The 21,645-nt window shown below is 69.6% G+C and carries 25 protein-coding genes and 2 tRNA genes; 19 read left to right on the top strand and 8 right to left on the bottom strand.

The window, feature by feature from the left end:
• Positions 1 to 108 precede the first annotated feature (108 nt).
• A complete protein-coding gene (locus BUE16_RS10960) occupies positions 109 to 402 on the top strand; it encodes a PRC-barrel domain-containing protein (protein WP_073309555.1) in 294 nt (97 codons plus the stop codon).
• Positions 403 to 1,059: a DUF7125 family protein gene (locus tag BUE16_RS10955; RefSeq protein WP_073309553.1), complete on the top strand. Its 657-nt coding sequence runs from the start codon at positions 403 to 405 to the stop codon at positions 1,057 to 1,059. It abuts the gene before it with no gap.
• Positions 1,060 to 1,370: 311 nt separating this feature from the next.
• On the opposite strand, the gene BUE16_RS10950 is transcribed toward BUE16_RS10955, so the two are convergent.
• A complete protein-coding gene (locus BUE16_RS10950) occupies positions 1,371 to 2,849 on the bottom strand; it encodes a DHH family phosphoesterase (RefSeq protein WP_073309551.1) in 1,479 nt (492 codons plus the stop codon).
• Positions 2,850 to 2,957: 108 nt separating this feature from the next.
• Here BUE16_RS10950 and BUE16_RS10945 point away from each other — a divergent pair.
• Together BUE16_RS10945 and BUE16_RS10940 are read left to right on the top strand one after the other, a co-directional pair.
• Positions 2,958 to 3,031, top strand: a tRNA-Lys gene (locus tag BUE16_RS10945).
• Between the two features lie 297 nt (positions 3,032 to 3,328).
• The gene (locus tag BUE16_RS10940) at positions 3,329 to 4,585 is read left to right on the top strand and encodes an MFS transporter (protein ID WP_073309549.1); all 1,257 of its coding nucleotides are present in this window, start codon (positions 3,329 to 3,331) and stop codon (positions 4,583 to 4,585) included.
• Positions 4,586 to 4,624: 39 nt separating this feature from the next.
• Here the strand turns inward: BUE16_RS10940 and BUE16_RS10935 are convergent, their stop codons facing one another.
• From BUE16_RS10935 to BUE16_RS10925, 3 genes are all read right to left on the bottom strand, one after another.
• Complete coding sequence (locus tag BUE16_RS10935; RefSeq protein ID WP_073309547.1) at positions 4,625 to 5,131, bottom strand: universal stress protein; 507 nt, start codon at positions 5,129 to 5,131, stop codon at positions 4,625 to 4,627.
• Between the two features lie 78 nt (positions 5,132 to 5,209).
• Complete coding sequence (locus BUE16_RS10930; RefSeq protein ID WP_073309545.1) at positions 5,210 to 5,437, bottom strand: hypothetical protein; 228 nt, start codon at positions 5,435 to 5,437, stop codon at positions 5,210 to 5,212.
• 72 nt (positions 5,438 to 5,509) lie between these two features.
• Positions 5,510 to 6,712, bottom strand: coding sequence for a pyridoxal-phosphate-dependent aminotransferase family protein (locus BUE16_RS10925; protein WP_073309543.1), 1,203 nt, complete (start codon positions 6,710 to 6,712; stop codon positions 5,510 to 5,512).
• A gap of 146 nt (positions 6,713 to 6,858) precedes the next feature.
• Here BUE16_RS10925 and BUE16_RS10920 point away from each other — a divergent pair, with 146 nt between their 5' ends.
• From BUE16_RS10920 to BUE16_RS10895, 6 genes are all read left to right on the top strand, one after another.
• The gene (locus BUE16_RS10920) at positions 6,859 to 7,752 is read left to right on the top strand and encodes an NOP5/NOP56 family protein (protein WP_073309541.1); all 894 of its coding nucleotides are present in this window, start codon (positions 6,859 to 6,861) and stop codon (positions 7,750 to 7,752) included.
• On the top strand, positions 7,749 to 8,393 hold the full coding sequence (locus BUE16_RS10915; protein WP_073309538.1) for a fibrillarin-like rRNA/tRNA 2'-O-methyltransferase: 645 nt from the start codon (positions 7,749 to 7,751) through the stop codon (positions 8,391 to 8,393). The genes BUE16_RS10920 and BUE16_RS10915 overlap by 4 nt, the downstream gene beginning before the upstream one ends.
• 201 nt (positions 8,394 to 8,594) lie before the next feature.
• The gene (locus BUE16_RS10910; protein ID WP_073309537.1) at positions 8,595 to 9,701 is read left to right on the top strand and encodes a glutamate--cysteine ligase; all 1,107 of its coding nucleotides are present in this window, start codon (positions 8,595 to 8,597) and stop codon (positions 9,699 to 9,701) included.
• Positions 9,702 to 9,788: 87 nt separating this feature from the next.
• Positions 9,789 to 10,316 carry a winged helix-turn-helix domain-containing protein gene (locus BUE16_RS10905; protein WP_073309534.1) on the top strand — a complete coding sequence of 176 codons (528 nt, stop codon included), beginning with the start codon at positions 9,789 to 9,791 and terminating at the stop codon, positions 10,314 to 10,316.
• Positions 10,317 to 10,352: 36 nt separating this feature from the next.
• Entirely contained in the window at positions 10,353 to 10,853 is a 501-nt protein-coding gene (locus BUE16_RS10900) for a phosphopantetheine adenylyltransferase (protein WP_073309532.1), read from the top strand.
• A gap of 7 nt (positions 10,854 to 10,860) precedes the next feature.
• Positions 10,861 to 11,088, top strand: coding sequence for a hypothetical protein (locus BUE16_RS10895; protein ID WP_073309530.1), 228 nt, complete (start codon positions 10,861 to 10,863; stop codon positions 11,086 to 11,088).
• Between the two features lie 57 nt (positions 11,089 to 11,145).
• On the opposite strand, the gene BUE16_RS10890 is transcribed toward BUE16_RS10895, so the two are convergent.
• On the bottom strand, positions 11,146 to 11,454 hold the full coding sequence (locus BUE16_RS10890; protein WP_073309527.1) for a cyclin: 309 nt from the start codon (positions 11,452 to 11,454) through the stop codon (positions 11,146 to 11,148).
• An 86-nt stretch (positions 11,455 to 11,540) separates the two neighbouring features.
• On the opposite strand from BUE16_RS10890, the gene BUE16_RS10885 reads away from it, so the two are divergent.
• The 6 genes from BUE16_RS10885 to BUE16_RS10860 all read left to right on the top strand — a co-directional run bounded on the left by BUE16_RS10885 (position 11,541) and on the right by BUE16_RS10860 (position 14,996).
• A tRNA-Leu gene (locus BUE16_RS10885) sits at positions 11,541 to 11,625 on the top strand.
• 244 nt (positions 11,626 to 11,869) lie between these two features.
• Positions 11,870 to 12,301 (top strand): GNAT family N-acetyltransferase, encoded by a 432-nt coding sequence (locus tag BUE16_RS17370; protein WP_073309525.1) that lies wholly within the window; start codon positions 11,870 to 11,872, stop codon positions 12,299 to 12,301.
• Positions 12,298 to 12,579 (top strand): hypothetical protein, encoded by a 282-nt coding sequence (locus tag BUE16_RS10875; protein ID WP_073309523.1) that lies wholly within the window; start codon positions 12,298 to 12,300, stop codon positions 12,577 to 12,579. The genes BUE16_RS17370 and BUE16_RS10875 overlap by 4 nt, the downstream gene beginning before the upstream one ends.
• A 252-nt stretch (positions 12,580 to 12,831) precedes the next feature.
• Positions 12,832 to 13,188 carry a hypothetical protein gene (locus BUE16_RS10870; RefSeq protein ID WP_143165413.1) on the top strand — a complete coding sequence of 119 codons (357 nt, stop codon included), beginning with the start codon at positions 12,832 to 12,834 and terminating at the stop codon, positions 13,186 to 13,188.
• A gap of 116 nt (positions 13,189 to 13,304) precedes the next feature.
• Entirely contained in the window at positions 13,305 to 14,117 is an 813-nt protein-coding gene (gene dacZ, locus BUE16_RS10865; RefSeq protein WP_073309519.1) for a diadenylate cyclase DacZ, read from the top strand.
• Between the two features lie 3 nt (positions 14,118 to 14,120).
• A complete protein-coding gene (locus BUE16_RS10860; RefSeq protein WP_079991607.1) occupies positions 14,121 to 14,996 on the top strand; it encodes a mechanosensitive ion channel family protein in 876 nt (291 codons plus the stop codon).
• Positions 14,997 to 15,014: 18 nt separating this feature from the next.
• On the opposite strand, the gene BUE16_RS10855 is transcribed toward BUE16_RS10860, so the two are convergent.
• Both BUE16_RS10855 and purD read right to left on the bottom strand, forming a co-directional pair.
• Positions 15,015 to 15,653 carry an acyltransferase gene (locus BUE16_RS10855; RefSeq protein ID WP_073309517.1) on the bottom strand — a complete coding sequence of 213 codons (639 nt, stop codon included), beginning with the start codon at positions 15,651 to 15,653 and terminating at the stop codon, positions 15,015 to 15,017.
• A gap of 282 nt (positions 15,654 to 15,935) precedes the next feature.
• The gene (gene purD / locus BUE16_RS10850) at positions 15,936 to 17,222 is read right to left on the bottom strand and encodes a phosphoribosylamine--glycine ligase (protein ID WP_073309516.1); all 1,287 of its coding nucleotides are present in this window, start codon (positions 17,220 to 17,222) and stop codon (positions 15,936 to 15,938) included.
• Between the two features lie 155 nt (positions 17,223 to 17,377).
• On the opposite strand from purD, the gene BUE16_RS10845 reads away from it, so the two are divergent.
• Both BUE16_RS10845 and BUE16_RS10840 read left to right on the top strand, forming a co-directional pair.
• A complete protein-coding gene (locus tag BUE16_RS10845; RefSeq protein WP_073309514.1) occupies positions 17,378 to 19,603 on the top strand; it encodes a thioredoxin domain-containing protein in 2,226 nt (741 codons plus the stop codon).
• Positions 19,604 to 19,634: 31 nt separating this feature from the next.
• On the top strand, positions 19,635 to 20,090 hold the full coding sequence (locus BUE16_RS10840; RefSeq protein WP_073309512.1) for a DUF5804 family protein: 456 nt from the start codon (positions 19,635 to 19,637) through the stop codon (positions 20,088 to 20,090).
• A gap of 51 nt (positions 20,091 to 20,141) precedes the next feature.
• Here the strand turns inward: BUE16_RS10840 and BUE16_RS10835 are convergent, their stop codons facing one another.
• Complete coding sequence (locus tag BUE16_RS10835; protein WP_073309510.1) at positions 20,142 to 21,113, bottom strand: PLP-dependent cysteine synthase family protein; 972 nt, start codon at positions 21,111 to 21,113, stop codon at positions 20,142 to 20,144.
• A 152-nt stretch (positions 21,114 to 21,265) separates the two neighbouring features.
• On the opposite strand from BUE16_RS10835, the gene BUE16_RS10830 reads away from it, so the two are divergent.
• Positions 21,266 to 21,637: a TlpA family protein disulfide reductase gene (locus BUE16_RS10830; protein ID WP_073309508.1), complete on the top strand. Its 372-nt coding sequence runs from the start codon at positions 21,266 to 21,268 to the stop codon at positions 21,635 to 21,637.
• Positions 21,638 to 21,645: the final 8 nt, after the last annotated feature.

Below are 21,645 nucleotides of genomic sequence, written 5' to 3'. Positions count from 1 at the left end.
CCGTCTCCCCGGAGTCAGAGACGATCCGGCGTGCGCGTCCGCCCCGCGTCTGACGCGCGTGAGTCCGCGAGGAACGATTTTAAGACCCGTCCCGCCGATCTGCGCGACATGAACGCAGACGCGGCGCCACAAGAGATCACGACTCTCGTGGGGAGGGAGGTCTACTCCAACAACGGCGTGTTCGTGGGCGAAGTCGAAGACATCCGTCTCGACGTAGACTCGCAGGCCGTCACCGGGCTCGCGCTCTCGCAGCTCAGCGACGAGCTGTTCGCCAGCCGAATCGAGCCCGGAAAAGGCGTGATGATCCCGTACCGCTGGGTGCGCGCCGTCGGCGACGTGGTCCTCATCAACGACACGATAGAGCGCCTCAAGGACGAGACCAACGAAGAGGCGGTCGCGTAGGTGCATGCGACCGGGATCGACCCGATCGACCGACGCCTCGGCGGCGGGGTTCCCGTCGGCTCGTTGACGGCACTTGTCGCGCCGGTCGGATCGAGCGCCGAACTCCTTCTCGAGGCCGCCGCCGAACCGAGCGACGCACTCGTCGTCTCGCTGAACCGCCCTGCTCCGGCGGTTGCCGACCGATACTCGGACGGGACGGCGGTCGTCGAACGCGACCCGGCGACGTTGGCGGCCGCGCCCGCGGAGACGTTCGCCGCGCTTCCGGAGGGAAGGACGCTCGTCGTGACACCAACGCTCGGGGTGGAGCAGCTCGCCCCGACAGATCTCCGACGGGTGCTCGAGGCGGCCGCACGCGCCGTCGACGAGGCCGACGGGGCGGGCTACCTCCACTGTCCGGAGCCGGCGACTGACGCAGCCGGCCGGATTCGAGCGCTCGCTCGGGTCGACAGCGTCTGGCTGTTGGATGTGCGCATGGGGACGCTGACTATCGAGAACTGGCTCTACGTCACGAGAGTCCGCGGGGGTGCCGCACTCGACTCGCCCCTGAAGCTGAAGCTCACCGACCGCGTCGCGTTCGGTCGGCGCCGCTATCGGTATGGGCTGCCCAAAACGTGGGACCGCGGCACGCTGCCGCGGCGGTCCGACGGACGATACTGATGGGTCGCTCGTGCGGTGGTCGAGCGCCTGTACTGTGGTTCGACCCAGCTATCGGTCACGCCGGATGCGCTGTGTGTGGGGTCGGACTCTCGGGTTCGGGTGTCGGTCGGCGGTCTCTGCCACGTCCGAGCGGTTCGTGTGTCCTCGTTCGATGCCGACCACCTCTCGTGTGGTACTAACTAACACAACATATACCTCTCTTTCTGCCGCGACACTGGTGGCCTCGGAGATCGATCGCTGTCGGACAGTCGATCGGTATGAACGACCCCACGAGCGCCAGTGAGCCTGCGTGTCGGCGGCCGAGTGTGTCGCTACGTTCCGTTGGTCGATTCGCTCGACCCGGAGCCCGACCCGGTGGAACTCTCGACGCCCATCGCGTCGAACAGCTTCTTGCGCACGGCCTCCTCCGAGAGCGAGAGGAGCGTGTCGCGGTTGGATTCGGTCGTCTCGATCCCCGTGAACAGCCCCAGCGGGATCTCGGCGGTGCCCTGTTTCGAGTGGCCGACGGCCTCCCCCACGTCTGAGAAGCCGTCGCGGAGGACGTTCCCGATGTTGATGCGGATGTCCTTCGAGCGCGCGGCGAGCGTGATGGTGTCGTCGACGATCCCGAAGACGGCCGAAGTCGTGATCCCTTCGAGGTTCAGGAGCTGTTGGGCCGCCTGCGCGAGCGCCTCGCGGTCGCGGACGAACCCCGCGTTCGAGACGAGGTGGCTCCCGTGAACCTCGCGGTTCTGGATCGCCTCCGCGAGCACGTCCAGCGTCTCGGGGCTCATACTGGGCGACTCCACGTCTTCGAGGGTGTCGTGGTTCGCGAACGGGTGGAGGTACGCCGCCGCCGTCAGGTCCGCCGGCGTGGTGTCGCGCTTGAAGTCGACCGTCTCCGCGCGGATGCCGTACAGCAGGGCGGTCGCGACCGTTTCGTCGGGCGAGAGGTCGAACTCCTGGAGGTACTTCGTGAGGATGGTCGACGTGGAGGAGACGTTCTTTCGGATGTCGGTGAACGCCGCCTCGATCGGTTCCTCCGGCTCGTCGTGGTCGATGTAGATGTCGACTTCGGCACCGATCTCGTTGTCGCCGGTCTCGGCGTAGTCCACCAGCGCGAGCGCGCCGTACTCGGAGAGCGGCTGGGCGTCTTCGCGGGCGTGGAGGTCGATCCCGAGCGTGTTGACGAACGCCCGATTCTCCTGGTGACCGATCTCGCCGTCGTAGAGGATGTCGGCCTCGACCCCGTACTCGGTGGCGATCGCCGCGAGCGCGACGGCGGCGGCGATGGAGTCCGGGTCGGGGTTGTCGTGGGCCAACACCGCGAGTTTCCCGCTCGCCCCGCGGAGGATGTCCGCGAGCTGGCGGGCCTTGTACTCCAGCTCCCCGGATTCGAGCGATCGGAGCGCGGAGTCGGCGATGACGGTCGAAGGGTTAATCACCACGTCGGCACCGAGATCCGCGAGTTCGTCCTCACTGACGGGGTCGGAGGCGCGGACGACGACGTACTGGTCGTCGCCGCGGTCCCTGATCGCGCGGACGGCCTCCTTGTTCGCGTCCACGTCCGAGGAGAGGATGAGGATCACGTCGCGATCGGCGACCGCCTCGACGACGTCGTCCTCGGAGATGTCCTGCTGTTGGGCGTTCAGGTCCTGATCGCGGAGGGCCTCCACGCGGGACTCGTCCTTGTCGAGGATCAGCACGTCCTTCTCCTCTGCGGTCAGGGCGTCGGCGACCGCGTGGCCGACGCTGCCGCAGCCGAGAATCGCGTAGGTCGACATCGACGAGACGGTGACCCCGGTGCTCATGTGGAGCGAAATCTGGACGGACGACACTTAAGCAGTGATGTTCGCCTCCGCCGCGCCGTCGGCGAAACGGAAGGCCTTTTAGCGTACCCTCGCATCTTTGAGACGCAAGGGCTTGTAGCTCAGTCAGGGAGAGCGACGGACTCTTAATCCGTCGGTCGGGGGTTCAACTCCCTCCAAGCCCGTTTTACCGCGACGCGCTGCGACGAACGTCGCGAGCGAAGCGAACGGCGCGAGGAGCCGCGTCGCGGAGCGGCATCCGAGAGAGTTGAAGCAGGGAGGTCGCGCGCAGCGAACAGAGTGAGCGAGCACGTCCGACCGTGGTTCAACTCCCTCCCAGCCCGTACTTTTCGCGGCACAACGACGGTGAGCGGCGCGTCGGTCGGCGCCGGGTCACTGAGGTCTCGTTCGACATCGCCGAAATACGTGTGGCGGCGACGGTCGTTCGACGGTCATTTTGGCGCCGACGCGAAGCCGAGGACGTGACCGACTCCTCCGCCTCTCGCCTCCAGTTTTGGACGTTGTATCTCTCGCGGTTCGCCGGCGGCTTCGGGAGCATCGCGCTCATCATCGTCCTCCCGAAGATCGCCACCGACCTCGGGATCGACGGCGTCGCGTTCGGGCTGCTGTACACCGCCTACACGCTCGCGCAAACCGTCGCCGTCGTCCCGCTCGCGTGGGCCGGCGACCGATACGACAAGCGCATCGTCCTCCTCGGGACGCTCGCCATCGGGATCGCGACGTACGCGGCGTTCAGCGCGGTCACTGACGGGACCGGCCTGCTCGCCGTGCGGGCGATGCAGGGCGTCGTCTTCACCGGCATGGGTCTGATGACGCTGGGACTGGTTGGCCAACTGGCCACCAGCGGGACCCGAGCGAATCGGATCGGCCGCGCCAACGCCGCCTCGTTCGCGGCGTCGATCGTCGGCGGGCTCTCCGCGGGCGCGCTGTACGACTACTTCGGGGGGTCGCGGGAGCTGTTCTTGCTGATCACCGGGCTGTACGTGCTCACCTTCCTCACCACAGCGCTGTTGCTCTCTGTCGACGAGACCCGCGTCGAGGGGTTCCCGTTCACCGATCTCGCGCTCAACCGCCGGATCCTCACGCTGACCTCCTTTCGGGCGCAGTACTCGGTCGCGGTCACGCTTGTCCGTAACTGGATCCCCGTGTTCGCCGGCTACGCGGCCGCCAGCGGCGGGCTGGCGATGCCAGCCTTCGCCGTCTCGGTGATCACGGTCTCCGAGAAGTTCACGAACATGCTGCTGCAGCCGTACACCGGGCGGCTCTCGGACGCCAGCGGGCGCGCGCTGTTCGTCTTCGCCGGCGGGGGTGCCTACGGCCTCGTCGCGGTGTTGGTGCCGTTCACGCCCGCCGTCGGGGGTGCGCTCGGCCTGCCGTCGACGCTTCCGCTCCTCGGAGCCGTCTCCGCCGCCTTCCTCCCGCTGTTGTTGTTGAACGCCGGGCTCGGGGTCGCCGACAGTTTCCGCGAGCCCGCGAGCATGGCGCTGTTCGCCGACGAAGGGAGCGACGGCGACGGCGTCGCCTCCAGCTTCGGGATCCGGGAGCTGGTGTGGCGCCCCGGATCGGTCGTCGGCCCGGTCGCCGCCGGGTGGCTCATGGGAACCGTCGGGATGGACTGGGTGTTCTTCGTCGGCGGCGGGTTCGCCGTGTTCGGAGCGCTCACGTTCCTCGGCGTCCTCAGGCGCTATCACGGGGCGAGCGCACTCACTGAGTGGTGACAACGCCCGTGCGACGACGCGGGTCGATTTCGAGACCGCCTACGCGATCGGCTCGCCCGTCTCGTCGACCGGCGTCTTCACCACGAGGACCGGGCGGTCGCTCGCGCGCACGACCCGTTCGGTGACGCTGCCGACGAGCATGCGGTACTCGTCGGGGCGCCGCTGGCTCCCGGCGACGACGAGGTCGGCGTCGACCTCGTCGGCGACTTGGAGGATCGTGTCCTCGGGCGTTCCGTGTCGGAGATACGTGTCGACGGAGACGCCGGCGGCCTCCCCCCGCTCGCGAACGTCCGCGAGCGTCTCTTCGCCGAGATCCTCGAACCCGTACTCGGGCCCCTCGTGGCCGTCGACGTACTCGTCGCCGGAGTAAGTGGTGATGGCGTCCTCGTCGACGACGAACAGCGCGTGCAGCGTCGCCTCGCGGTCGACCGCGATGTCGAGGTCGTCGAGCAGTCTCGCGCGGTCGGCCGCAAGGTCCACCGCGTGCTCGGTCGCGCTGATCGACGCGACGCCGCCGTTCGTCGCCAGCAGGATGTCCTCGTACATGACGCCTTACAATTAGTGCACCAGGGAGAAAAAGCGGACGGCGGTTCCCCGTCGCCGAGACCGACCGGATCCCGCCTCCTACGCGAACAGCTCGAGCAGTTCCAGCAGGACGCCGGGAATCACGGCGAGGAGAATCCCGATCCCGATCAGGACCGCGGGCAGCCACAGGAACCCGGCCTGCGTGAACAGCCACAGGCCGAGGCCCGCGAGCGCGAGCAGGATCCCGATCACGCGAAACAGCCAGACGACGGCCCCCTCCAGTTCCGAGTCCGCTACCACCTCCGCGGCCTCAAGTACCTCGTCCATGCGGGTCCCGATCGTCCGTGCCGACCCTTGGAATTGGTGGCCGCGCCGTCGCCCCAACTCGACGAACCGCTGTTACAGCCGCTCCGCGGCCGCCTCGACGCCCGCTCCGACGGCCACGTCCGCGCCGTACTCTGCGAGAGTCTGTCCCAGCGCCGACACCAGCAGCGAGACGTTCTCGGGGCGCGCCGAGTGGCCCATACAGCCGATGCGGAAGATCTCTCCCTCCAGAGCGCCGAGCCCGGAGGCGATCTCCAGGTCGTACCCCTCCAGCAGATCCGAGATGACCGCGCCGTCGTCGACCCCCTCCGGGACGCGAACCGCGTTGAGGCTCGGCAGCCAGTACTCGTCGTCAGCGTTCATCTCCAGTTCCATCGCCTCGACACCGGCCTTCAGCGCGCCCGCGGTCTCGCGGTGACGCGCCCAACGCGACTCGATGCCCTTCTCGGCGACCAGACGCAGTGCCTCACGCAGCGCGTAGACGTTCGTGATCGGCGCGGTGTGGTGGTAGGCGCGCTCCTCGCCCCAGTACCCCTCCAGCAGCGAGAGGTCGAGGTACCACGAGCGGGCCGGCTCCTCCCGCGAGAGGACCTTGTCCATCGCGCGGTCGTTCAGGGTGAGCGGCGACGCGCCCGGCGGGCACGAGAGGCACTTCTGGGGACCGGAGTACGCGGCGTCGATGTCCCATTCGTCGACCTTCAGCGGCACGCCCCCCAGCGACGTGACGCAGTCGGCGATCACGTACGCGTCGTGCTCGTGGGCGATGCTCGTGAGTTCCGGCACGTCGGGCTGGCGGACGCCCGTCGAGGTCTCGGCGTGGACAAAGCCGAACACGTCCGGCTGGTGCTCGTCGAAGGCCGCCTGCACGGCGACGGGGTCGAGCGGCTCCCCCCACGGCGCGTCCACCTCGACCACGTCGCCGCCGGCGCGGCGGGCCATCTCGGCCATCCGGCCGCCGAAGTAGCCGTTCGTCGGGACGAGCATTGTGTCGCCGGGCTCGACAAGGTTGCCGATGGCGGCCTCCATCGACGCCGACCCGGTCCCCGACACGGGGATCGTCCACTGGTTATCGGTTCGGAACGTGTATCGGAGCAGTTCCTGCGTCTCGTCCATGATCTCGATGAACGACGGGTCGAGGTGACCGACCAGCGGCGTGCTCATCGCGCGGAGGACGCGCGGGTGCACGTCGCTCGGGCCGGGGCCCATGAGGGTCCGCGTCGGCGGGGTGAGTTCGCCGACTTCGGGCGCTTGTCGGTCCCCGAATTCCGGTTGGTGCATGGTCGTGAGATCCGGCGGCGCAGTCAAAGGTCACTCGGTTCGCATCCCCCGCGGTCGGTGCGGGGGCGACCGGTGTCTCGTCGGGCCGTCGACTGCTCCCCGGTCGCGGAGACAACGCTTAGGAACGGTCGCCGGAAACCCCCTGTATGACCACAGACGACGCCGCGGACGCCGACGCCACCGCCCACTCTTCGGCGTGGTTCGCCGCAGGCGACACGGAGTCGACGGGGGACCGGATCCGATCGGGGTCAGCGGACGCCCCCGCGGACTGGCCGACGCTCGCCGTGGAGTCCGGGTTCGCCGTCGACGAGGCAGAGTACTACGGGAAGCTCCGCGAGGCGACGGTCGAGGCGGCCCGCGCCGCGGTCGACGAGCGCGAGCGCGCGGATGACCGACAACTGCTCCACGCCGTCCGAGCGATGGACGACGCCGAGCGCGTCGCCAACGAACTTGCCGAGCGCGTCGCCGAGTGGGCGGGCACGCTGTTCCCCGACGCCGGAACGGGCGTCGAGGGCTGCCGCGACATCGCCGAGCGTGACCCGGACGGCCCGGCCGAGGAGCGCGTCGTCTCGCTGGCGAGCCGAGTGGCCGACCTCGACCGGGAGTCCGACGACTTGGAGGCGTTCATCGAGTCTCGCGCGCCGGTCGCCGCGCCGAACCTCGCCGCGCTCGCGGGACCGGTGCTGGCCGCGCGACTCATCTCGTTGGCCGGCGGGCTGGAGGCGCTCGCGAAGAAACCGTCCGGGACGCTGCAGGTGCTCGGTGCCGAGGACGCCCTGTTCGCGCACCTGCGCGGTCACGGCTCCTCGCCCAAGCACGGCGTCATCTACACCCACGAGTACGTCCGCGGCACCCGCCCGGAGGACCGCGGCTCCGCCTCGCGCGCGCTCGCCGGGAAGCTGACCATCGCGGCCCGCATCGACCACTACTCGGGCGACTACCGGCCCGAGCTGGAGGCGGAGTTGGACGAGCGGATGCGGACGATCCGCGCTCGCGCCGGCGACACCGCAGCCGGAGGAGACGGCGGTGGTTCGGAATGACGGGGACCGACGCGTCGCTCCCGGCAGGCGTGGTCCGGCGGGAGTTCGACGGCCGAGACCGGCTCGCGACCCGCGGGGAGCCGGTGTACGGCGAGCCCACCGACGGCGAGTGGCGCGCGTGGGACGCCGGCCGATCGAAGCTCGGCGGGATGCTCGAACTCGGGATGGAAACCGGGCTCTCGGGCGGCGAGACGGTGCTGTACCTCGGCGCCGCGAACGGCACCACCGTCAGCCACGTCGCCGACTTCGCCGGGGCGACCTACGCTGTCGAGTTCTCCCCGCGCCCCGTCCGCGACCTGCTCGACGCCTGCGAGCCGCGGCCGAACCTCTTCCCGCTGCTCAAGGACGCCCGTCGCCCCGAGACGTACGCGCACGTCGTCGAGGCCGACTGCGACGTGCTCGTACAGGACGTCGCGACCCGCGGGCAGGCCGACGTGGCCGTTCGGAACCGGCGGTTCCTCGCCGACGACGGGCGGCTCTTGCTGGCGGTGAAGACGCGATCGGAGGACGTAGCCGCCGCTCCCGAGGCGGTGTTCGAGGAGACGGTGGCGGACTTGGAGCCGACCTACGAGGTGCTGGAGACCCGTCGACTGGGGCGGTTCCACGAGGACCACCTCGGCGTCGTCGCGACGCCCCGATAGCGCGGGATCGCTCGCCGGCGCTCGTCGCTCGGCCGCGCAGTGGCGCGGCTACTCGGACTGTGCGTCCGGCCCGCCCGTCGGCCGGACGCTGGCGCGTCCGGTAGGTCGTGGTCTCGGCATCCGACTTGAAGGCTCGCACGGGCGCCGCCCCCGTACCCGGTTTCCCGAGATATATACCCCCGCACGCCGAAGCCGTCGCCGATGGACACGGGTTCGGCGGCGGCGTTCGAGCGAATGGGCACGCTTGGAGTCGAGGAGGAGTTCTACGTCGTCGACGGCGACGGCCGACCGACCGCGGGCAGCGACCAACTCGTCTACGGCGACCGGGAACCGCCCGAGCCGCTCGCAGAACGCATCGACCACGAGCTGTTCAAGTTCGTCGTCGAGACACAGACACCGCTCATCGAGAATCCCGGATCCGTTCGCGACCACGTCCTCGCGGTCCGGGAGGCGCTCGTCGAGCACGCCGAGTCGTACGACCTGCAGATCGCCGGTGCCGGACTCCACCCGGCCGCCGTCTGGCGCGAACTCGACCACGCCGAGAAGCCACGCTATCGCTCGCAGTTGGACCGGATCCAGTACCCTCAACACCGGAACACGACCGCGGGGCTGCACGTCCACGTCGGCGTCGACGACGCGGACAAGGCGACGTGGGTCGCCAACGAGGTCCGCTGGTACCTCCCGCCGCTGCTCGCGCTGTCGGCGAACTCGCCGTTCTGGAACGGCTACGACACCGGACTGGCCTCCGCGCGGGCGACGGTGTTCGAAAATCTGCCGAACACCGGGATGCCGAGCCGATTCGCGGACTTCGCCGCCTTCGACGCGTACGAGCAGCGGATGGTGGAACACGGCTCCATCGAGGACCGCGGCGAACTCTGGTTCGATGTGCGGCCGCACACGGGCCACGGCACCGTCGAGGTCAGGACGCCGGACGCGCAGTCGAACCCGGATGTCGTCTGCGCGTTCGTGGAGTTCGTCCACGCGCTCGTCGTCGACCTCGCCGAACGGTACGAGGACGAGGCGGCGCCGACGACCGGTCCGGGCGGCGGCCTTCGGCGGGAACTCCTCGACGAGAACAAGTGGCGCGCGATCAGACACGGCCGCGACGCGTCGTTCATCGACCGCGACGGGGACTCGCAGGTCGACCTGCCGACCGTCGTCGACCGCGAGTGCGACCGGCTCGAGGTCGAGGGACTGCGGTACCTTCTCGACCGCGAGTCGGGGGCGTCGCGACAGCGGCGCGTCCGCGAGCGTGACGGGGTCGACGCGCTGTGCCGCGATCTGCTGATCGACGAGATCGACGCGTAGGCGGGGCGAATGTGAGCCCACTCACCCCGAGAACCCGCGCGGCGACGGGGTTTTCCCTGCGGAGTTCTGACCGGCAGAAGAGAACACATGGCGACTGACGAGGCCCCCGAAGACGACGGCGAGGCAGACGAGGCCGCGGAGTCGGACGCCCCCAGAGAAGAACTTCGAGCGGCCGCACAGCGGCTGGAGTCGGGCGCCGCGGGCGCCACCGAGGAGTTCGACGAACGCATCGTGGACCTGCTGTCGTGGCTACTTGACACCGAAACGCGCGCACGGATCTACGTGTTCCTTCGCGAACACCCCGGGTCGACGAGCGAGGAGGTCGCCGACGAGACCGGTCTGTACCCAAGCACCGTGCGCGAGGCGCTCGCGGAACTCCACGACGAAGAGACGGTCACCCGGACGAAACGCGAGTCCTCCGGCGCTGGCAACAACCCCTACGAGTACGAGGCTATCGAGCCCGCGGCGCTCGTGGAGGGCGTCGTCGGCCAGGTGCAAGACCAACTGAACGCGGTGTTCACGCTCGATTCGCGGCTGGCGGGGGACGCAGCGTCGGCGGACGCGGCCGCCGAGCCGGTTCGCATCTCCGTCGAGACCGAACGCGATATGGAGTAACGTCGCTTTTAGGTGTCGGGGCGTCTACCAGCGAGCATGAACGTCGCGCTGGGCGGGACATTCGATCCGGTCCACGACGGCCACCGCGCGCTGTTCGAGCGCGCGTTCGAACTCGGGGACCTCACCGTCGGGCTCACCGCCGACGAGCTGGCCCCGGAGACACGCCACACGGACCGGTACGTCCGCCCGTTCGCCGAGCGCAAGCGCGACCTCGAGGCAGAACTGGCACCGCTCGCGGACGAACACGACCGCGAGTACGAGATCCGCGAGCTCACGGAGCCGACGGGGATCGCCGTCGAGCCCAGCTTCGACGCGCTGATCGTCTCTCCAGAGACGCAGTCGGGGGGCGAACGCGTCAACGAGATCCGCGAGCAGAAGGGGCTGCCGAGCCTCCGGATCGAGGTCGTCGACCACGTGCCGGCCGAGGACGGCGACCGCATCTCCTCGACGCGGATCGTCCGCGGCGAGATTGACCGGCACGGCAACCGCACGCCCGAGCGGGAGGGTCGCGGAACCGCCCCTCCGGACGCGGAGTGAGCCCGGGATGGCCGCCGGCGACGCCTCGGTCGACTGGCTGGCGAGGCGCTCGCGGGCTACCCAACTGATTCTCGGCGGCGGCGGGGCGCTGCTGGTCGGGTATCAGGCGATCCGCCTCGCCGGCCGCGACCCGGACAGCGAACTCGCGTACGTCGGCGGCGCGCTGTTTATTTTCGGTCAACTGGTCGGGTTCACCGGGCTGACCCTGCTCGCATATCGGCTGCTCACAGAGTAACCTCCCGGACAGTCGAGGGCGGACCGCGCGATCGGCGGCCGGATAGGGGTCGTCGCGTCACCAAGACGGCGGCCGGAACCCGGCGTCCTCGAGGACGTCCTTCCAGTGTTGTTGGACCGAGAGGCGGGTCACGTCCATCGCCTCCGCGACGGCGGTCTGGGGCCGCTCGTCGCCCGCGATGAGCGCGCCGGCGTACAGCGCGGCCGCGGCCATCGCAGGCTTCGATCGGTCGTCCTCGGGAACGCCCGAGAGGAACATGTCGGTCGCGTTCGACCGGGCCTCCGCGGACAGTTCCAGCGACTCGGCGGCTCGCTGGAGCCGCGAGAGCCACTCCTCGTTCTCCACCTCGTCGCTGGCGCGGTACATCGATGTAGTGTTCGGGGCCGGCGGTGATAAATCGTGTCGCCTCGGTCCGACAGCTACTTACGGCGATTCGGGATACTGTGTGGCGAGCGCGGGTAGCCAAGCCAGGCCAACGGCGCAGCGCTTAGGACGCTGTCCTGTAGAGGTCCGCCGGTTCGAATCCGGTCCCGCGCATTCTCCGGCTTGACCGAACGGGAGAGCCGTGAGAATCGACACGGAGGGGATTCGAGGCAGGGAGTGGAGCGAACGGAGTGAGTGGAACGACCGGGGTTCGAATCCGGTCCCCCGAAGTGAGCGTCACCGTCGGTGAACGGGGAGCGGAGCGACCCGTGAGCGAAGGGCGAGGCGCTCGCGTTGTTCACGCCTCGAAGGACGAACGAGAAGGGGCATCACCGCTCGCTCACACCCACCGGGACGGTTGACTCACGCTGGGACTGACAGCGCCACGTGCGAAGTCGGACCGACGAATCGGTCGAGGCGAGCGCGGGCATCGACCCACATAAGCGCGTTCATAACGAATTGGCACGACGCGGGAGCACCGAACGAGTCCAACCAATGCACACAGCGACGGGGGACGGTTCGACCGTTCCGTCCCGAGGATTGGGGGGCCTTCCTCGACCTCTACGAGGTGGTGTGGGGAACCGGTAAGAGCGAGGAGTGGTTCGCCTGGCGATTCGCCGCGAACCCGTACGTCGAGGAGATCTCAATGGTCGTCGCCGAGGCCAACGGGGAACTCGTGGGTGCGGAGCCGTGCCTTGCCGTCCCCCTCCGCGCCGGCGACGCGTCGGCACTGGCATTCCAGCCGGCCGACTGGCCGACCACCGCCGTCGCGGGCTGTTCACCGAGATGACCGAACGGCTGCTCGACCAGTACGAAGACGGGCCGCTGGACTGCTACTACAACTTCCCCTCGGCGGCGATCCTGCCCGGACTCCAGTCGTTCGACTGGCACGAGGTGGGTACCCTTTCGACGCACTACCGGGTGCAGGACCTCTCTCGGCTCGCGGCTGCACGGTCGACAGAGAAGCCACGGTGGAAGGCGGCGGCCGAACTCGGACACCTCGCCGCACCGGTGGTCCGCGGCCTCACATCGTTGAGCGGCGGGGTCACCGACCCACCCGGAGAGTAGACCGTCGATCAGCACAGGACGACACCGACGGAGACACTCGTCGATCTATACCGGTCCGGCGTTCCGGAGACGACCCACGTCCGTCGCGACCCCCGCTGGTACCGCTGGCGGCTCGCGAATCCACGGTGGGACCCGACGACCTACGTCGTCAACGACGAGCACGGTACACCGGTCGCCGCGCTCGTCGCGGTCGCCCACGGCGGCCGTGGCGAGTCCGATACCACCGGGCCGCGGAAGGTCTCGGTGCTCGATGTGGTTCCGGCCGACGGATCGGCGCCGACGGCGAGCTACGAGGCGCTGTTGTCGGCCGTCGTCGCGGACGCCGACGACGCGGACGTGCTGAAGTGCGCAGGCGCGTCGCTCCCGCGGTCGATGCTGCGGCGATACGACTTCAGGTCGGACGACGAGTTCCCGCTGTCGATGGTCTCGACGCCGACCCGGTTGGTCGTTCGGCCGACAGTCGTCGACAGCGAGGAGAACGCCGACGTGCAGTCCGATACCGGGGATCGGGTCGACCCGGGCGGGAGCGAGCGCTGGCGGCTGGGAACCGTTGACCTCACCGTTCCCGAGAACTGGAGCGTCCAGCTTACCGGGCAGGACATCGCGTAGACATAGTGCCAGCGGGAAGCAGCCGATATCGCGTTTACCGCGGCACCGACCCGAACGCAAGACGACCGCATGACGGCGCCGAAACCGATATGAACGCGCCCCGAAACGTTTACACTATGACTGCCTCGGCCGACCTCCTTTCCGACCTCGTCGCGGATGTCGACGGGGTGTTCCTCTTCTCGCCGACCGGGTCGACGTACGACGACTACCGCGAGATCGACGACGATCCCGTCGTCGTCGTCGCGCCCGAGAACGACCACGACGCCGAGCGGTACGTCGAACTCCCCCTGGAGTTCGACAACGTCCGCGACCGGATCCGCTTCGGCATCGAGGGGGCGATGGACCACGGCTACTGCGCCGAGGGCGACGTGGTCGCGTGCGCGGTCGGCGTGTTCGACGACCCCATCGACGGGGTGGTTCGAGCTCCGGTCACCGAGTCGATGCACTCGGGGATCTACGACCTGTTCGCCAACTCCCGCGCGGACCCCAACGTCGTCCGCGACGTGTTCGACGTGGCGATCGAACTCGGGAAGAAAGGGCAGAAGGGCAAGCCCGTCGGCGCGCTGTTCGTCGTCGGCGACGCCGGCAAGGTGATGAACAAGTCCCGACCGCTGAGCTACAACCCCTTCGAGAAGAGCCACGTCCACGTCGGCGACCCCATCGTGAACGTGATGCTCAAGGAGTTCTCCCGGCTCGACGGCGCGTTCGTCATCAGCGACTCCGGGAAGATCGTCTCGGCGTACCGCTACCTCGAACCGGGCGCGGAAGGCGTCGACATCCCGAAGGGCCTGGGCGCGCGCCACATGGCCGGCGGCGCGATTACGCGGGACACGAACGCCATCGCGATCGTGCTCTCGGAGTCGGACGGGCTCGTCCGTGCGTTCAAGGGCGGACGGCTCGTCCTCGAACTCGACCCGGAGGAGTACTGACGCATGATCGACCCCAGTCTCACGCCGACCGCCGAGCGCGCGCCGTCGACCGCTCTGGCCGTCGCCTCGACGCTGACGCCCCACCCGCCGCTGCAGTGGGTCGACGACACGCTCCGAGCGGCGCTGACCAATCTCCCGGCGCGCCTGTGGCTGGCGCTGGGCGTGCTCGTGCTCGGTGCGTTGCTCGGCTACCTCGTCGTGCGGGTGAACCGCCGGATCCTGGTGGGCGCGGGCGTTCCCGAGACGATCGAGGGGACGGCATTCGAGCGGACCGCCCGCGAGTTCGGCACCTCGACGATATCGCTCATCGCGAACCTCTCGGGCTATTTCATCTTCATCCTCAGCGTCATCGTCGCGCTGACGATCGCCCGGGTGGAATACATCTCCACCTTCTGGAACCGAACCGCTGGCTTCCTCCCCTCGCTGTTTCTCGCCATCCTCGTGCTCATCGTCGGCCTCGTCGTCGGCGACAAGGTCGAGCTCCTGATCGACGACCGCCTGCGCGGCGTGAAGCTCCCGCAGACCGGGGTCGTCCCGTCGATCGCGAAGTGGTCGGTGGTGTTCATCGCCGTCCTCGTCGCGCTCGGGCAGATCGGCGTCGACACTGCCGCCTTAGTCGTCTTCCTGGGCACGTACGGCTTTGCGCTCGTGCTGTTCGGCGGGCTCGCCTTCCGCGACCTGCTCGCGTCGGGCGCCGCCGGCTTCTACCTCCTGCTCGAGCAGCCGTACAGCATCGGCGACCGCGTCCGCATCGGCGACACCGACGGCGTCGTGCAGGAGGTGAACGTATTCGTCACGCACGTCGAGAGCGACGGCGCCGAGTACGTCGTGCCGAACCGGCGGGCGTTCACCGAGGGCGTCGTGCGGATCCGCGAGTAGCACCGCCCGGTCGGCACGTCAGTTCACGCCGCCGTCGTCATCGCCTTCGTCTTCGTTTCCATCTTCATTTTCGTCCTCATCTTCGCCTCCCTCGCCGTCGCGCTCGATCGGCTCCGCCGGGACGCCCGCGACCGTCGTCCCCGGCGGCACGTCGTCGGCGACGAGGGAGTTCGCGGCCACCTGCGCGTCCGCGCCGATGTGGACGCCCGGGAGCACCGTCACCTTCGCGCCGAGCATCGCCCGGTCGCCGACCACCACGTCGCCGAGGCGATACTCGTCCTGCAGGAACTCGTGACACAGCAGTACCGAATCGTAGCCGACGATCACGTCGTCGCCGAGGGCGATCCGCTCGGGCCAGAACACGTCCGGTGTCGCCTCCAACCCCCAGGAGACGCCCGAGCCGACGGTCGTGCCGAGCCGACGGAGGAGCCAACTCTTCAGCCGGAGGCTCGGCGAGACCCGGATCAGCCAGACGGCGAGGTAGTTGAGCGCGACCGTCAGTGGGGACTTCGCGTCCGTCCAGTAGCGCAGAGAGTTACGTCTATCCGGCGTCGGGTGACGCTCAACGCGGTCGTACCGAGCGGGATGGCCGTCGGGCCCGCTGCCATCGCGGCCGGCGTCGGCCTCCCCGCCCCCACCCTCGTCGTCTGTGGTCACAGGGTGAGCCTCGGGGCCACCGATTATCAATCTCGTGCGTTCCAACCGAACCCTCGGCGGTGTGTGAACGGGACCACCGCCTGGCGAGCGTTCTTCACCGATGACGGGACCACGACCGCCGTGCGGTGACTCACGCCTCGGACCCCGTCGCGAAACCGTGACGCGGGGGTCCGATCCGACCGCGATCGCGTCACGTGTTCGCTATCCTCATCCGTCAGCGACGCGCCTCCGGAGCGCGTCTGCAGACGCGCCCACCGGGTTGGCGGCGCACGGATAGCCGGGCTACTCGCCGCGCAACCGCGTCATGTGGTCGATTCGCGACTGCACCAACTCGGTGGTGCCGATGTCGTGGCGCACGTGGAAGCCCTCGTCGACCGCCGACAGCGCTGACTCCGCGTCCGCCTCCGCGTCGGCGATGGAATCGCCACGCCCGACGACCGCGAACGAGCGCGACGTGGTCGTGAACAGGCCGTCATCGCGCTGATCGACGCTCGCGTAGAACAGCAGCGCCTCGCCGACGCTCGACTCGTCCACCTCGATCCGCGCGCCCGCGTCCGGCTCGACCGGGTAGCCCGCTGGCACGGCGTACTTGCAGACGGTCGCCTCGCCGGAGAACTGCAGTTCGGGGAGAGAGCCGCCGTCGCGGGCGGCGGTGAGCACGTCGAGGAACGGCGTCTCCAGCGCCGGCAGCGTGTTCATCGCCTCGGGGTCACCGAAGCGGGCGTTGAACTCCACCACCTTCGGGCCGTCGGCGCCGAGCATGAACTGGCCGTACAGGACGCCCTTGTAGTCGGGGAGGGCGTCGACGACCGCCTCAATGACCCCGACGGCGGCCTCGTAGTCGGCGTCGGTCATGAACGGGAGTGTCACATCGGTGTCGGAGTAGCTCCCCATGCCGCCGGTGTTGGGGCCCTCGTCGCCCTCGTAGGCGCGCTTGTGGTCCTGGATCGCGGGCGTGGTGCGGACCTCGCCGTCCGCGACGAACGCTTGGACGGTGAACTCCTCGCCGACGAGCCGCTCCTCGATCACCCACTCGTTCCACTCGGCGTCGAGGATGTAGTCGACCGCCGCCTCGGTCGTCAACTGATCGCCAGTGACCCGGACGCCCTTGCCGCCGGTGAGGCCGACCGGCTTCACGGCCACGTCGCCGTCGTACGCCTCGACGTATTCGGCGGCCGCCGCCGCGGAGTCGAACGTCTCGAAGTCGGGGTTGCCGGGGATGTCGTGGTCGGCCATGAACCGCCGCTGGAACGCCTTGTCGGTCTCGATGCGCGCCTCCTCGGCGCGGGGACCGAACGTGTACACGCCGGCGTCGTCGAGGGCGTCCGCCACGCCCGCCTCCAGCGCCGACTCCGGGCCGATGACCGCGAGGTCGGCGTCGACCCGCTCGGCGTAGTCGACGATCGCGTCGGCGTCGCGCTCGCCCACCTGCTCGAAGCCGTCAGACAGCGACGCGATTCCGGGGTTGCAATTGCTCGCGCAGGCGTACAGCGAGGCGTCCGCGGCGACCGCGCGGGCGATGGCGTGCTCGCGCCCGCCGCCGCCGACGAGAAGCACTGTCTCGGTCATAGTCGATTCGATACTGCACGGGCGTGTAAACCTTACCCTCTGAGAGCCGATTGTTGTGCACGTTCATGGTTCAGCCGCCGCGGCACGGACCCGCCCGCGGTCCGCGACGACCCGCGGCCGCCCCGCTTTTCCCTCCCGCCGCCGACCGACCGGCAATGAGCGATCCGACGGCGCGAAACCGGCTGGTGGAGGAGGCCAGCCCGTACCTGCGCCAACACGCGGACAATCCGGTCAACTGGCAGCCGTGGGACGACGACGCGCTCGCTGCGGCCCGCGAGCGCGACGTACCCGTCTTCTTGTCGGTGGGCTACGCCGCGTGCCACTGGTGTCACGTCATGGAAGAGGAGTCGTTCGAGGACGAGGCTGTCGCGGACGTGCTCAACGACGCGTTCGTTCCGGTGAAGGTCGACCGCGAGGAGCGCCCCGACATCGACCGGGTGTACCAGACCGTGAACCAGCTCGTCAACGGTCGCGGCGGCTGGCCGCTCTCCGCGTGGCTCACTCCCGAGGGCAAGCCGTTCTACGTCGGGACGTACTTCCCGCGCGACGGCCGCCAGGGGATGCCCGGCTTCCTGGAGGTGTGTCGCAACATCGCGGACTCGTGGAACGACCCGGAGCAACGCTCCGACATGGAGGCGCGCGCCGAGCAGTGGACGGCCGCCGCCCGCGACGAGTTGGAGTCGACCGGCGGGGACGACGCGGGCGCGCCCGGCGACGACGGGGCGGCCGGCGGTGTCGCCGACGACGGCGCCGCAGCCGACGCCGGCCCGCCCGAGGCGGACGTGCTCTCGGACGCCGTCACCGCGGCGCTTCGCAGCGCCGACCGCGAGCACGGCGGCTTCGGCCGACAGGGACCGAAGTTCCCGCAGGTCGGGCGAATCGACCTCCTCATGCAAGCGTACGCGCGAAGCGGCCGCGAGGAGCCGCTGAACGTCGCCGTCGAGACGCTCGACGCGATGGCCGAGGGCGGACTCTACGACCAGGTCGGCGGCGGCTTCCACCGCTACTGTACCGACCGCGAGTGGGTGGTGCCGCACTTCGAGAAGATGCTGTACGACAACGCCGAGTTGGCGCGCGTCTACCTCGATGCCCACCGCCTGCTCGGCCGCCCGAAGTACGCGACCGTCGCCCGGGAGACGCTCGCGTTCCTCGACCGCGAGCTCGGCCACCCGCATGGCGGCTTCTACGGCACGCTCGACGCCGACTCGGGCGAGGGGGAAGGCGAGTTCTACGTGTGGACGCCCGACTCGGTCGCGGAGGCCCTCGAGGCCGCTGACCACGAGTTCGAGGCCGACGACGTGGAGTTGGTGTGCGACCGCTTCGGGGTCGAGTCGGGCGGCAACTTCGAGCGCGGGACGACCGTGCTCACCCGCGCCGCCTCCGTCGACGACCTCGCGGACGCGTACGGCCTCTCGGTCGAGTCGGCACACGAGCGGGTGCTGCGCGCGCGGACAGCGCTGTTCGACTACCGCGAGTCGACCCGGGAGCGCCCGCCCCGAGACGAGAAGGTGCTCGCGGGGTGGAACGGGCTCGCGATCTCGGCGTTCGCGGCCGGCGCGCGCACGCTCGACGCCGGCCTCGCCGAGCGGGGCGCCGAGGCGCTGGCGTTCGTGCGCGAGCACCTCTGGGACGGCGACCGGCTCAGTCGGCGCTACATCGAGCGCGACGGCGACGCCGTCGGCGAGGGCGAGGTGAAGGGCAACGGCTACCTCGAGGACTACGCGTACCTCGGACGGGCCGCCCTCGACCTGTACGGCGTCACGGGTGACCCGGACCACCTCGGGTTCGCGTTGGATCTCGGTCGGACGGTCGCCGACGCGTTCTACGACGCAGACGACGGCACTATCTACTCGACCCCGAACGACGCCGAGGACCTCGTCGTTCGTCCCCAGGAGCCGACCGACGCCTCGACGCCCTCCAGCCTCGGGGTGGCGACGCGGCTCCTGCTCGACCTCGACCTGTTCGCTCCCGCTGAGGGGTTTGCGGACGTCGCGCGCGACGCGCTCGCGACCCACGCCGGCGACGTGACGGCCTCCCCGCTGGAGCACGTCACGCTGGCGCTGGCAGCCGCGCGGGAGCAGAGCGGCCCCTTCGAGCTCACCCTCGCCTGTGACGAGCCCCCCCAAGAGTGGCGCGACACGCTCGCGAGCCGCTATCTCCCGGGCGTCGTGCTCGCTCCGCGTCCACCGACCGCGGAGGGCGTTTCGGCGTGGATCGACGACCTTGGGCTCGTGGAAGTGCCGCCGATCTGGCGCGACCGCGACGCCCGCGACAGCGCGCCCACCGCATACGCGTGCCGGGACTTCACCTGCTCGCCGCCGAACCACGACCTCCGCGCGGCGCTGGAGTGGGCCGCGGGCGACGACGCGCCCGGAGCGTAACCGCTTTGCCCGGCGGCGGCGACCCGGGCGTATGACCATGGTCTGTCTCATCGGCGACCCCGAGGCCGACCTCCGCTACGAGCTGCTCTCGCGGGAGACGGCGCGGGAGGCGCTCGCGACGTACGACCTCCGGTCTCCCTTCGAGAATTCGCTTGCGCTCGACACCGTCAGCCTCGGTGCCGCGGTGTCGCTGTGCAACGATCTCAACTGGTACCTCGTCCGCTTCGTCGACGAGGTGCTGATCGAGGAGCCGTCGATCACCCGCGAGGAGTGGCTCTCGCGGGACCTCGCGACCGCCGTCCGTAACGACGCCGTCCGGCGCGAGGAGACCGACCGGTTCCTGAAGCTGTACGGTCTCGAGGAGGGCCGACTCGTCGAGCCGATGTACCTCGCGCGCAGTGACGACGCCGAGTTGCCCGCGTACGACCTGCGCGACGTGGACGAGACGGTCGGCGTGCGCGTCACGCGCGAGGAGTTCGAGGGCTGATCGCGAGCGGCTCTCATTGATCGCGAGCGGCTCTCCCTGCCACCGCCCACCTCAGTCGAACAGCCCGGTCGACATGTAGCGCTCGCCGGAGTCCCAGAACACGGTGAGTACCAGCGGGTCGTCGCCCGCGACGCCGACGCGGTCGTCCGTCGGCGGCTCCCACCCGTCGACCGCCACGTCGTGGTACCCGGGGTCCTCGCTGGCGGCGAACGACGCGGCCACATCCCGGGCTCGGGCGTTCGAGCCGCCGGAAGACTGCCCGACGAGGATTCCCTCCTCGCGGGCGAGCCGTCGGCACTCCGTCTCCGCCTCGTCGAGTCCGACGGTGAGCACGCCGTCGAGCAGGTCGGTGTCCAGGTTCGGGCTGACGAACCCCGGACCCATCCCCTGGAAGGAGTCGCTCTCGGGCTCTCGGCCCGACAGCACCGCCGAGTCCTCGGGCTCGACGGCGACCATGTCCATCCCGGGGAACTCCTCCCGGAGGCGGCGGCCGATGCCCGAGACCGTCCCGCCGGTGCCGACGCCGGCGACGAGCGCGTCCGGCTCGCGCCCGTCGAGTTGCTCCACGATTTCGACGCCGGTGGTCTCGTAGTGCGCCTCGGGGTTGGCGCCGTTCTCGAACTGCCGGAGCTGGACCATTCCCTCGGCCTCCAATTCGTCGGCGCGGTCCTTCGCGGCGTCGATACCGCCGTCGACGAGCTCCAGGTTGGCGCCGTAGGCGGCCATGATCTGTCGCCGCTCCTCGCTCTTGGAGGCGGGCATCACGACGGTCACGTCGTACCCCTTTGCGGCGCCGACCATCGCGATGCCGATGCCGGTGTTGCCCGAGGTCGGCTCCACGATCGTGTCGTCCGGCTCCAGCGTTCCGTCGGCCTCCGCGCGCTCGATCATCCGCAGCGCGGGGCGGTCCTTCGCGGAGCCGCCGGGGTTGCGCGACTCCAGCTTCGCGGCGACGGTCGCGCCGGGCGGCGAATCGACCCTGACCAGCGGCGAGCCGACGGTGTCGAGTACCGAATCGTCCATGCCCACGCTACTCGCGTGACGCCTAAATGCTCCCGAGTCAGCGGCAAGCCATCGGGCGGTCGCCGCGCACGAACGCAGCGCCGATGTGTCGGCCGCACGCCGGATCTGCCGGCGGCGTCGCGCTTAAGCGGCCGTGCGACCCACCTTCGACCATGAGCACGACGCTTTCGACGATGAACCCGGACGCAGCCGCCGACATCGACCCGGACGCGGCCGCGGCGCTCGGCGCCGACGGCCTGCGGTACAAGGTGTGGGGCGGCGACTGGTGTCCGGACTGCACCCAGCAGCTCCCGGGGTTCGCCGCCGCGCTCGACGCCGCGGGCGTCCCCGGCGACCGGATCGAACAGTTCCCGGTGGAGAAGGTCGACGGCGAAAAGCGGGGGCCGGGCATGGACGAGTACGGCGTCGAGTACATCCCGACAGTGATCGTCTTCGACGCCGAAGGCGACGAAGTCGCCCGGTTCGTCGAGTCGGCGGACACAGACATCGCGACGTACCTCTCGCGCGAACTCGCCGACGGCTGAGGTCGCGA

It is taken from the genome of Halobaculum gomorrense (assembly GCF_900129775.1).
GTDB lineage: Archaea > Halobacteriota > Halobacteria > Halobacteriales > Haloferacaceae > Halobaculum > Halobaculum gomorrense.
Note: the sequence above shows the minus strand (reverse complement) of the source record. Positions and strands in the feature narration are given on the sequence as shown.

What these genes read in the sequence shown, in the direction of transcription:
- BUE16_RS10960 (WP_073309555.1), top strand. Translation starts at nt 109, where the DNA reads ATGAACGCAGACGCGGCGCCACAAGAGATCACGACTCTCGTGGGGAGG.
- BUE16_RS10950 (WP_073309551.1), bottom strand. Translation starts at nt 2,849, where the DNA reads ATGAGCACCGGGGTCACCGTCTCGTCGATGTCGACCTACGCGATTCTC.
- BUE16_RS10935 (WP_073309547.1), bottom strand. Translation starts at nt 5,131, where the DNA reads ATGTACGAGGACATCCTGCTGGCGACGAACGGCGGCGTCGCGTCGATC.
- BUE16_RS10930 (WP_073309545.1), bottom strand. Translation starts at nt 5,437, where the DNA reads ATGGACGAGGTACTTGAGGCCGCGGAGGTGGTAGCGGACTCGGAACTG.
- BUE16_RS10925 (WP_073309543.1), bottom strand. Translation starts at nt 6,712, where the DNA reads ATGCACCAACCGGAATTCGGGGACCGACAAGCGCCCGAAGTCGGCGAA.
- BUE16_RS10920 (WP_073309541.1), top strand. Translation starts at nt 6,859, where the DNA reads ATGACCACAGACGACGCCGCGGACGCCGACGCCACCGCCCACTCTTCG.
- BUE16_RS10915 (WP_073309538.1), top strand. Translation starts at nt 7,749, where the DNA reads ATGACGGGGACCGACGCGTCGCTCCCGGCAGGCGTGGTCCGGCGGGAG.
- BUE16_RS10910 (WP_073309537.1), top strand. Translation starts at nt 8,595, where the DNA reads ATGGACACGGGTTCGGCGGCGGCGTTCGAGCGAATGGGCACGCTTGGA.
- BUE16_RS10905 (WP_073309534.1), top strand. Translation starts at nt 9,789, where the DNA reads ATGGCGACTGACGAGGCCCCCGAAGACGACGGCGAGGCAGACGAGGCC.
- BUE16_RS10900 (WP_073309532.1), top strand. Translation starts at nt 10,353, where the DNA reads ATGAACGTCGCGCTGGGCGGGACATTCGATCCGGTCCACGACGGCCAC.
- BUE16_RS10895 (WP_073309530.1), top strand. Translation starts at nt 10,861, where the DNA reads ATGGCCGCCGGCGACGCCTCGGTCGACTGGCTGGCGAGGCGCTCGCGG.
- BUE16_RS10890 (WP_073309527.1), bottom strand. Translation starts at nt 11,454, where the DNA reads ATGTACCGCGCCAGCGACGAGGTGGAGAACGAGGAGTGGCTCTCGCGG.
- BUE16_RS10875 (WP_073309523.1), top strand. Translation starts at nt 12,298, where the DNA reads ATGACCGAACGGCTGCTCGACCAGTACGAAGACGGGCCGCTGGACTGC.
- dacZ (WP_073309519.1), top strand. Translation starts at nt 13,305, where the DNA reads ATGACTGCCTCGGCCGACCTCCTTTCCGACCTCGTCGCGGATGTCGAC.
- BUE16_RS10860 (WP_079991607.1), top strand. Translation starts at nt 14,121, where the DNA reads ATGATCGACCCCAGTCTCACGCCGACCGCCGAGCGCGCGCCGTCGACC.
- purD (WP_073309516.1), bottom strand. Translation starts at nt 17,222, where the DNA reads ATGACCGAGACAGTGCTTCTCGTCGGCGGCGGCGGGCGCGAGCACGCC.
- BUE16_RS10845 (WP_073309514.1), top strand. Translation starts at nt 17,378, where the DNA reads ATGAGCGATCCGACGGCGCGAAACCGGCTGGTGGAGGAGGCCAGCCCG.
- BUE16_RS10840 (WP_073309512.1), top strand. Translation starts at nt 19,635, where the DNA reads ATGACCATGGTCTGTCTCATCGGCGACCCCGAGGCCGACCTCCGCTAC.
- BUE16_RS10835 (WP_073309510.1), bottom strand. Translation starts at nt 21,113, where the DNA reads ATGGACGATTCGGTACTCGACACCGTCGGCTCGCCGCTGGTCAGGGTC.
- BUE16_RS10830 (WP_073309508.1), top strand. Translation starts at nt 21,266, where the DNA reads ATGAGCACGACGCTTTCGACGATGAACCCGGACGCAGCCGCCGACATC.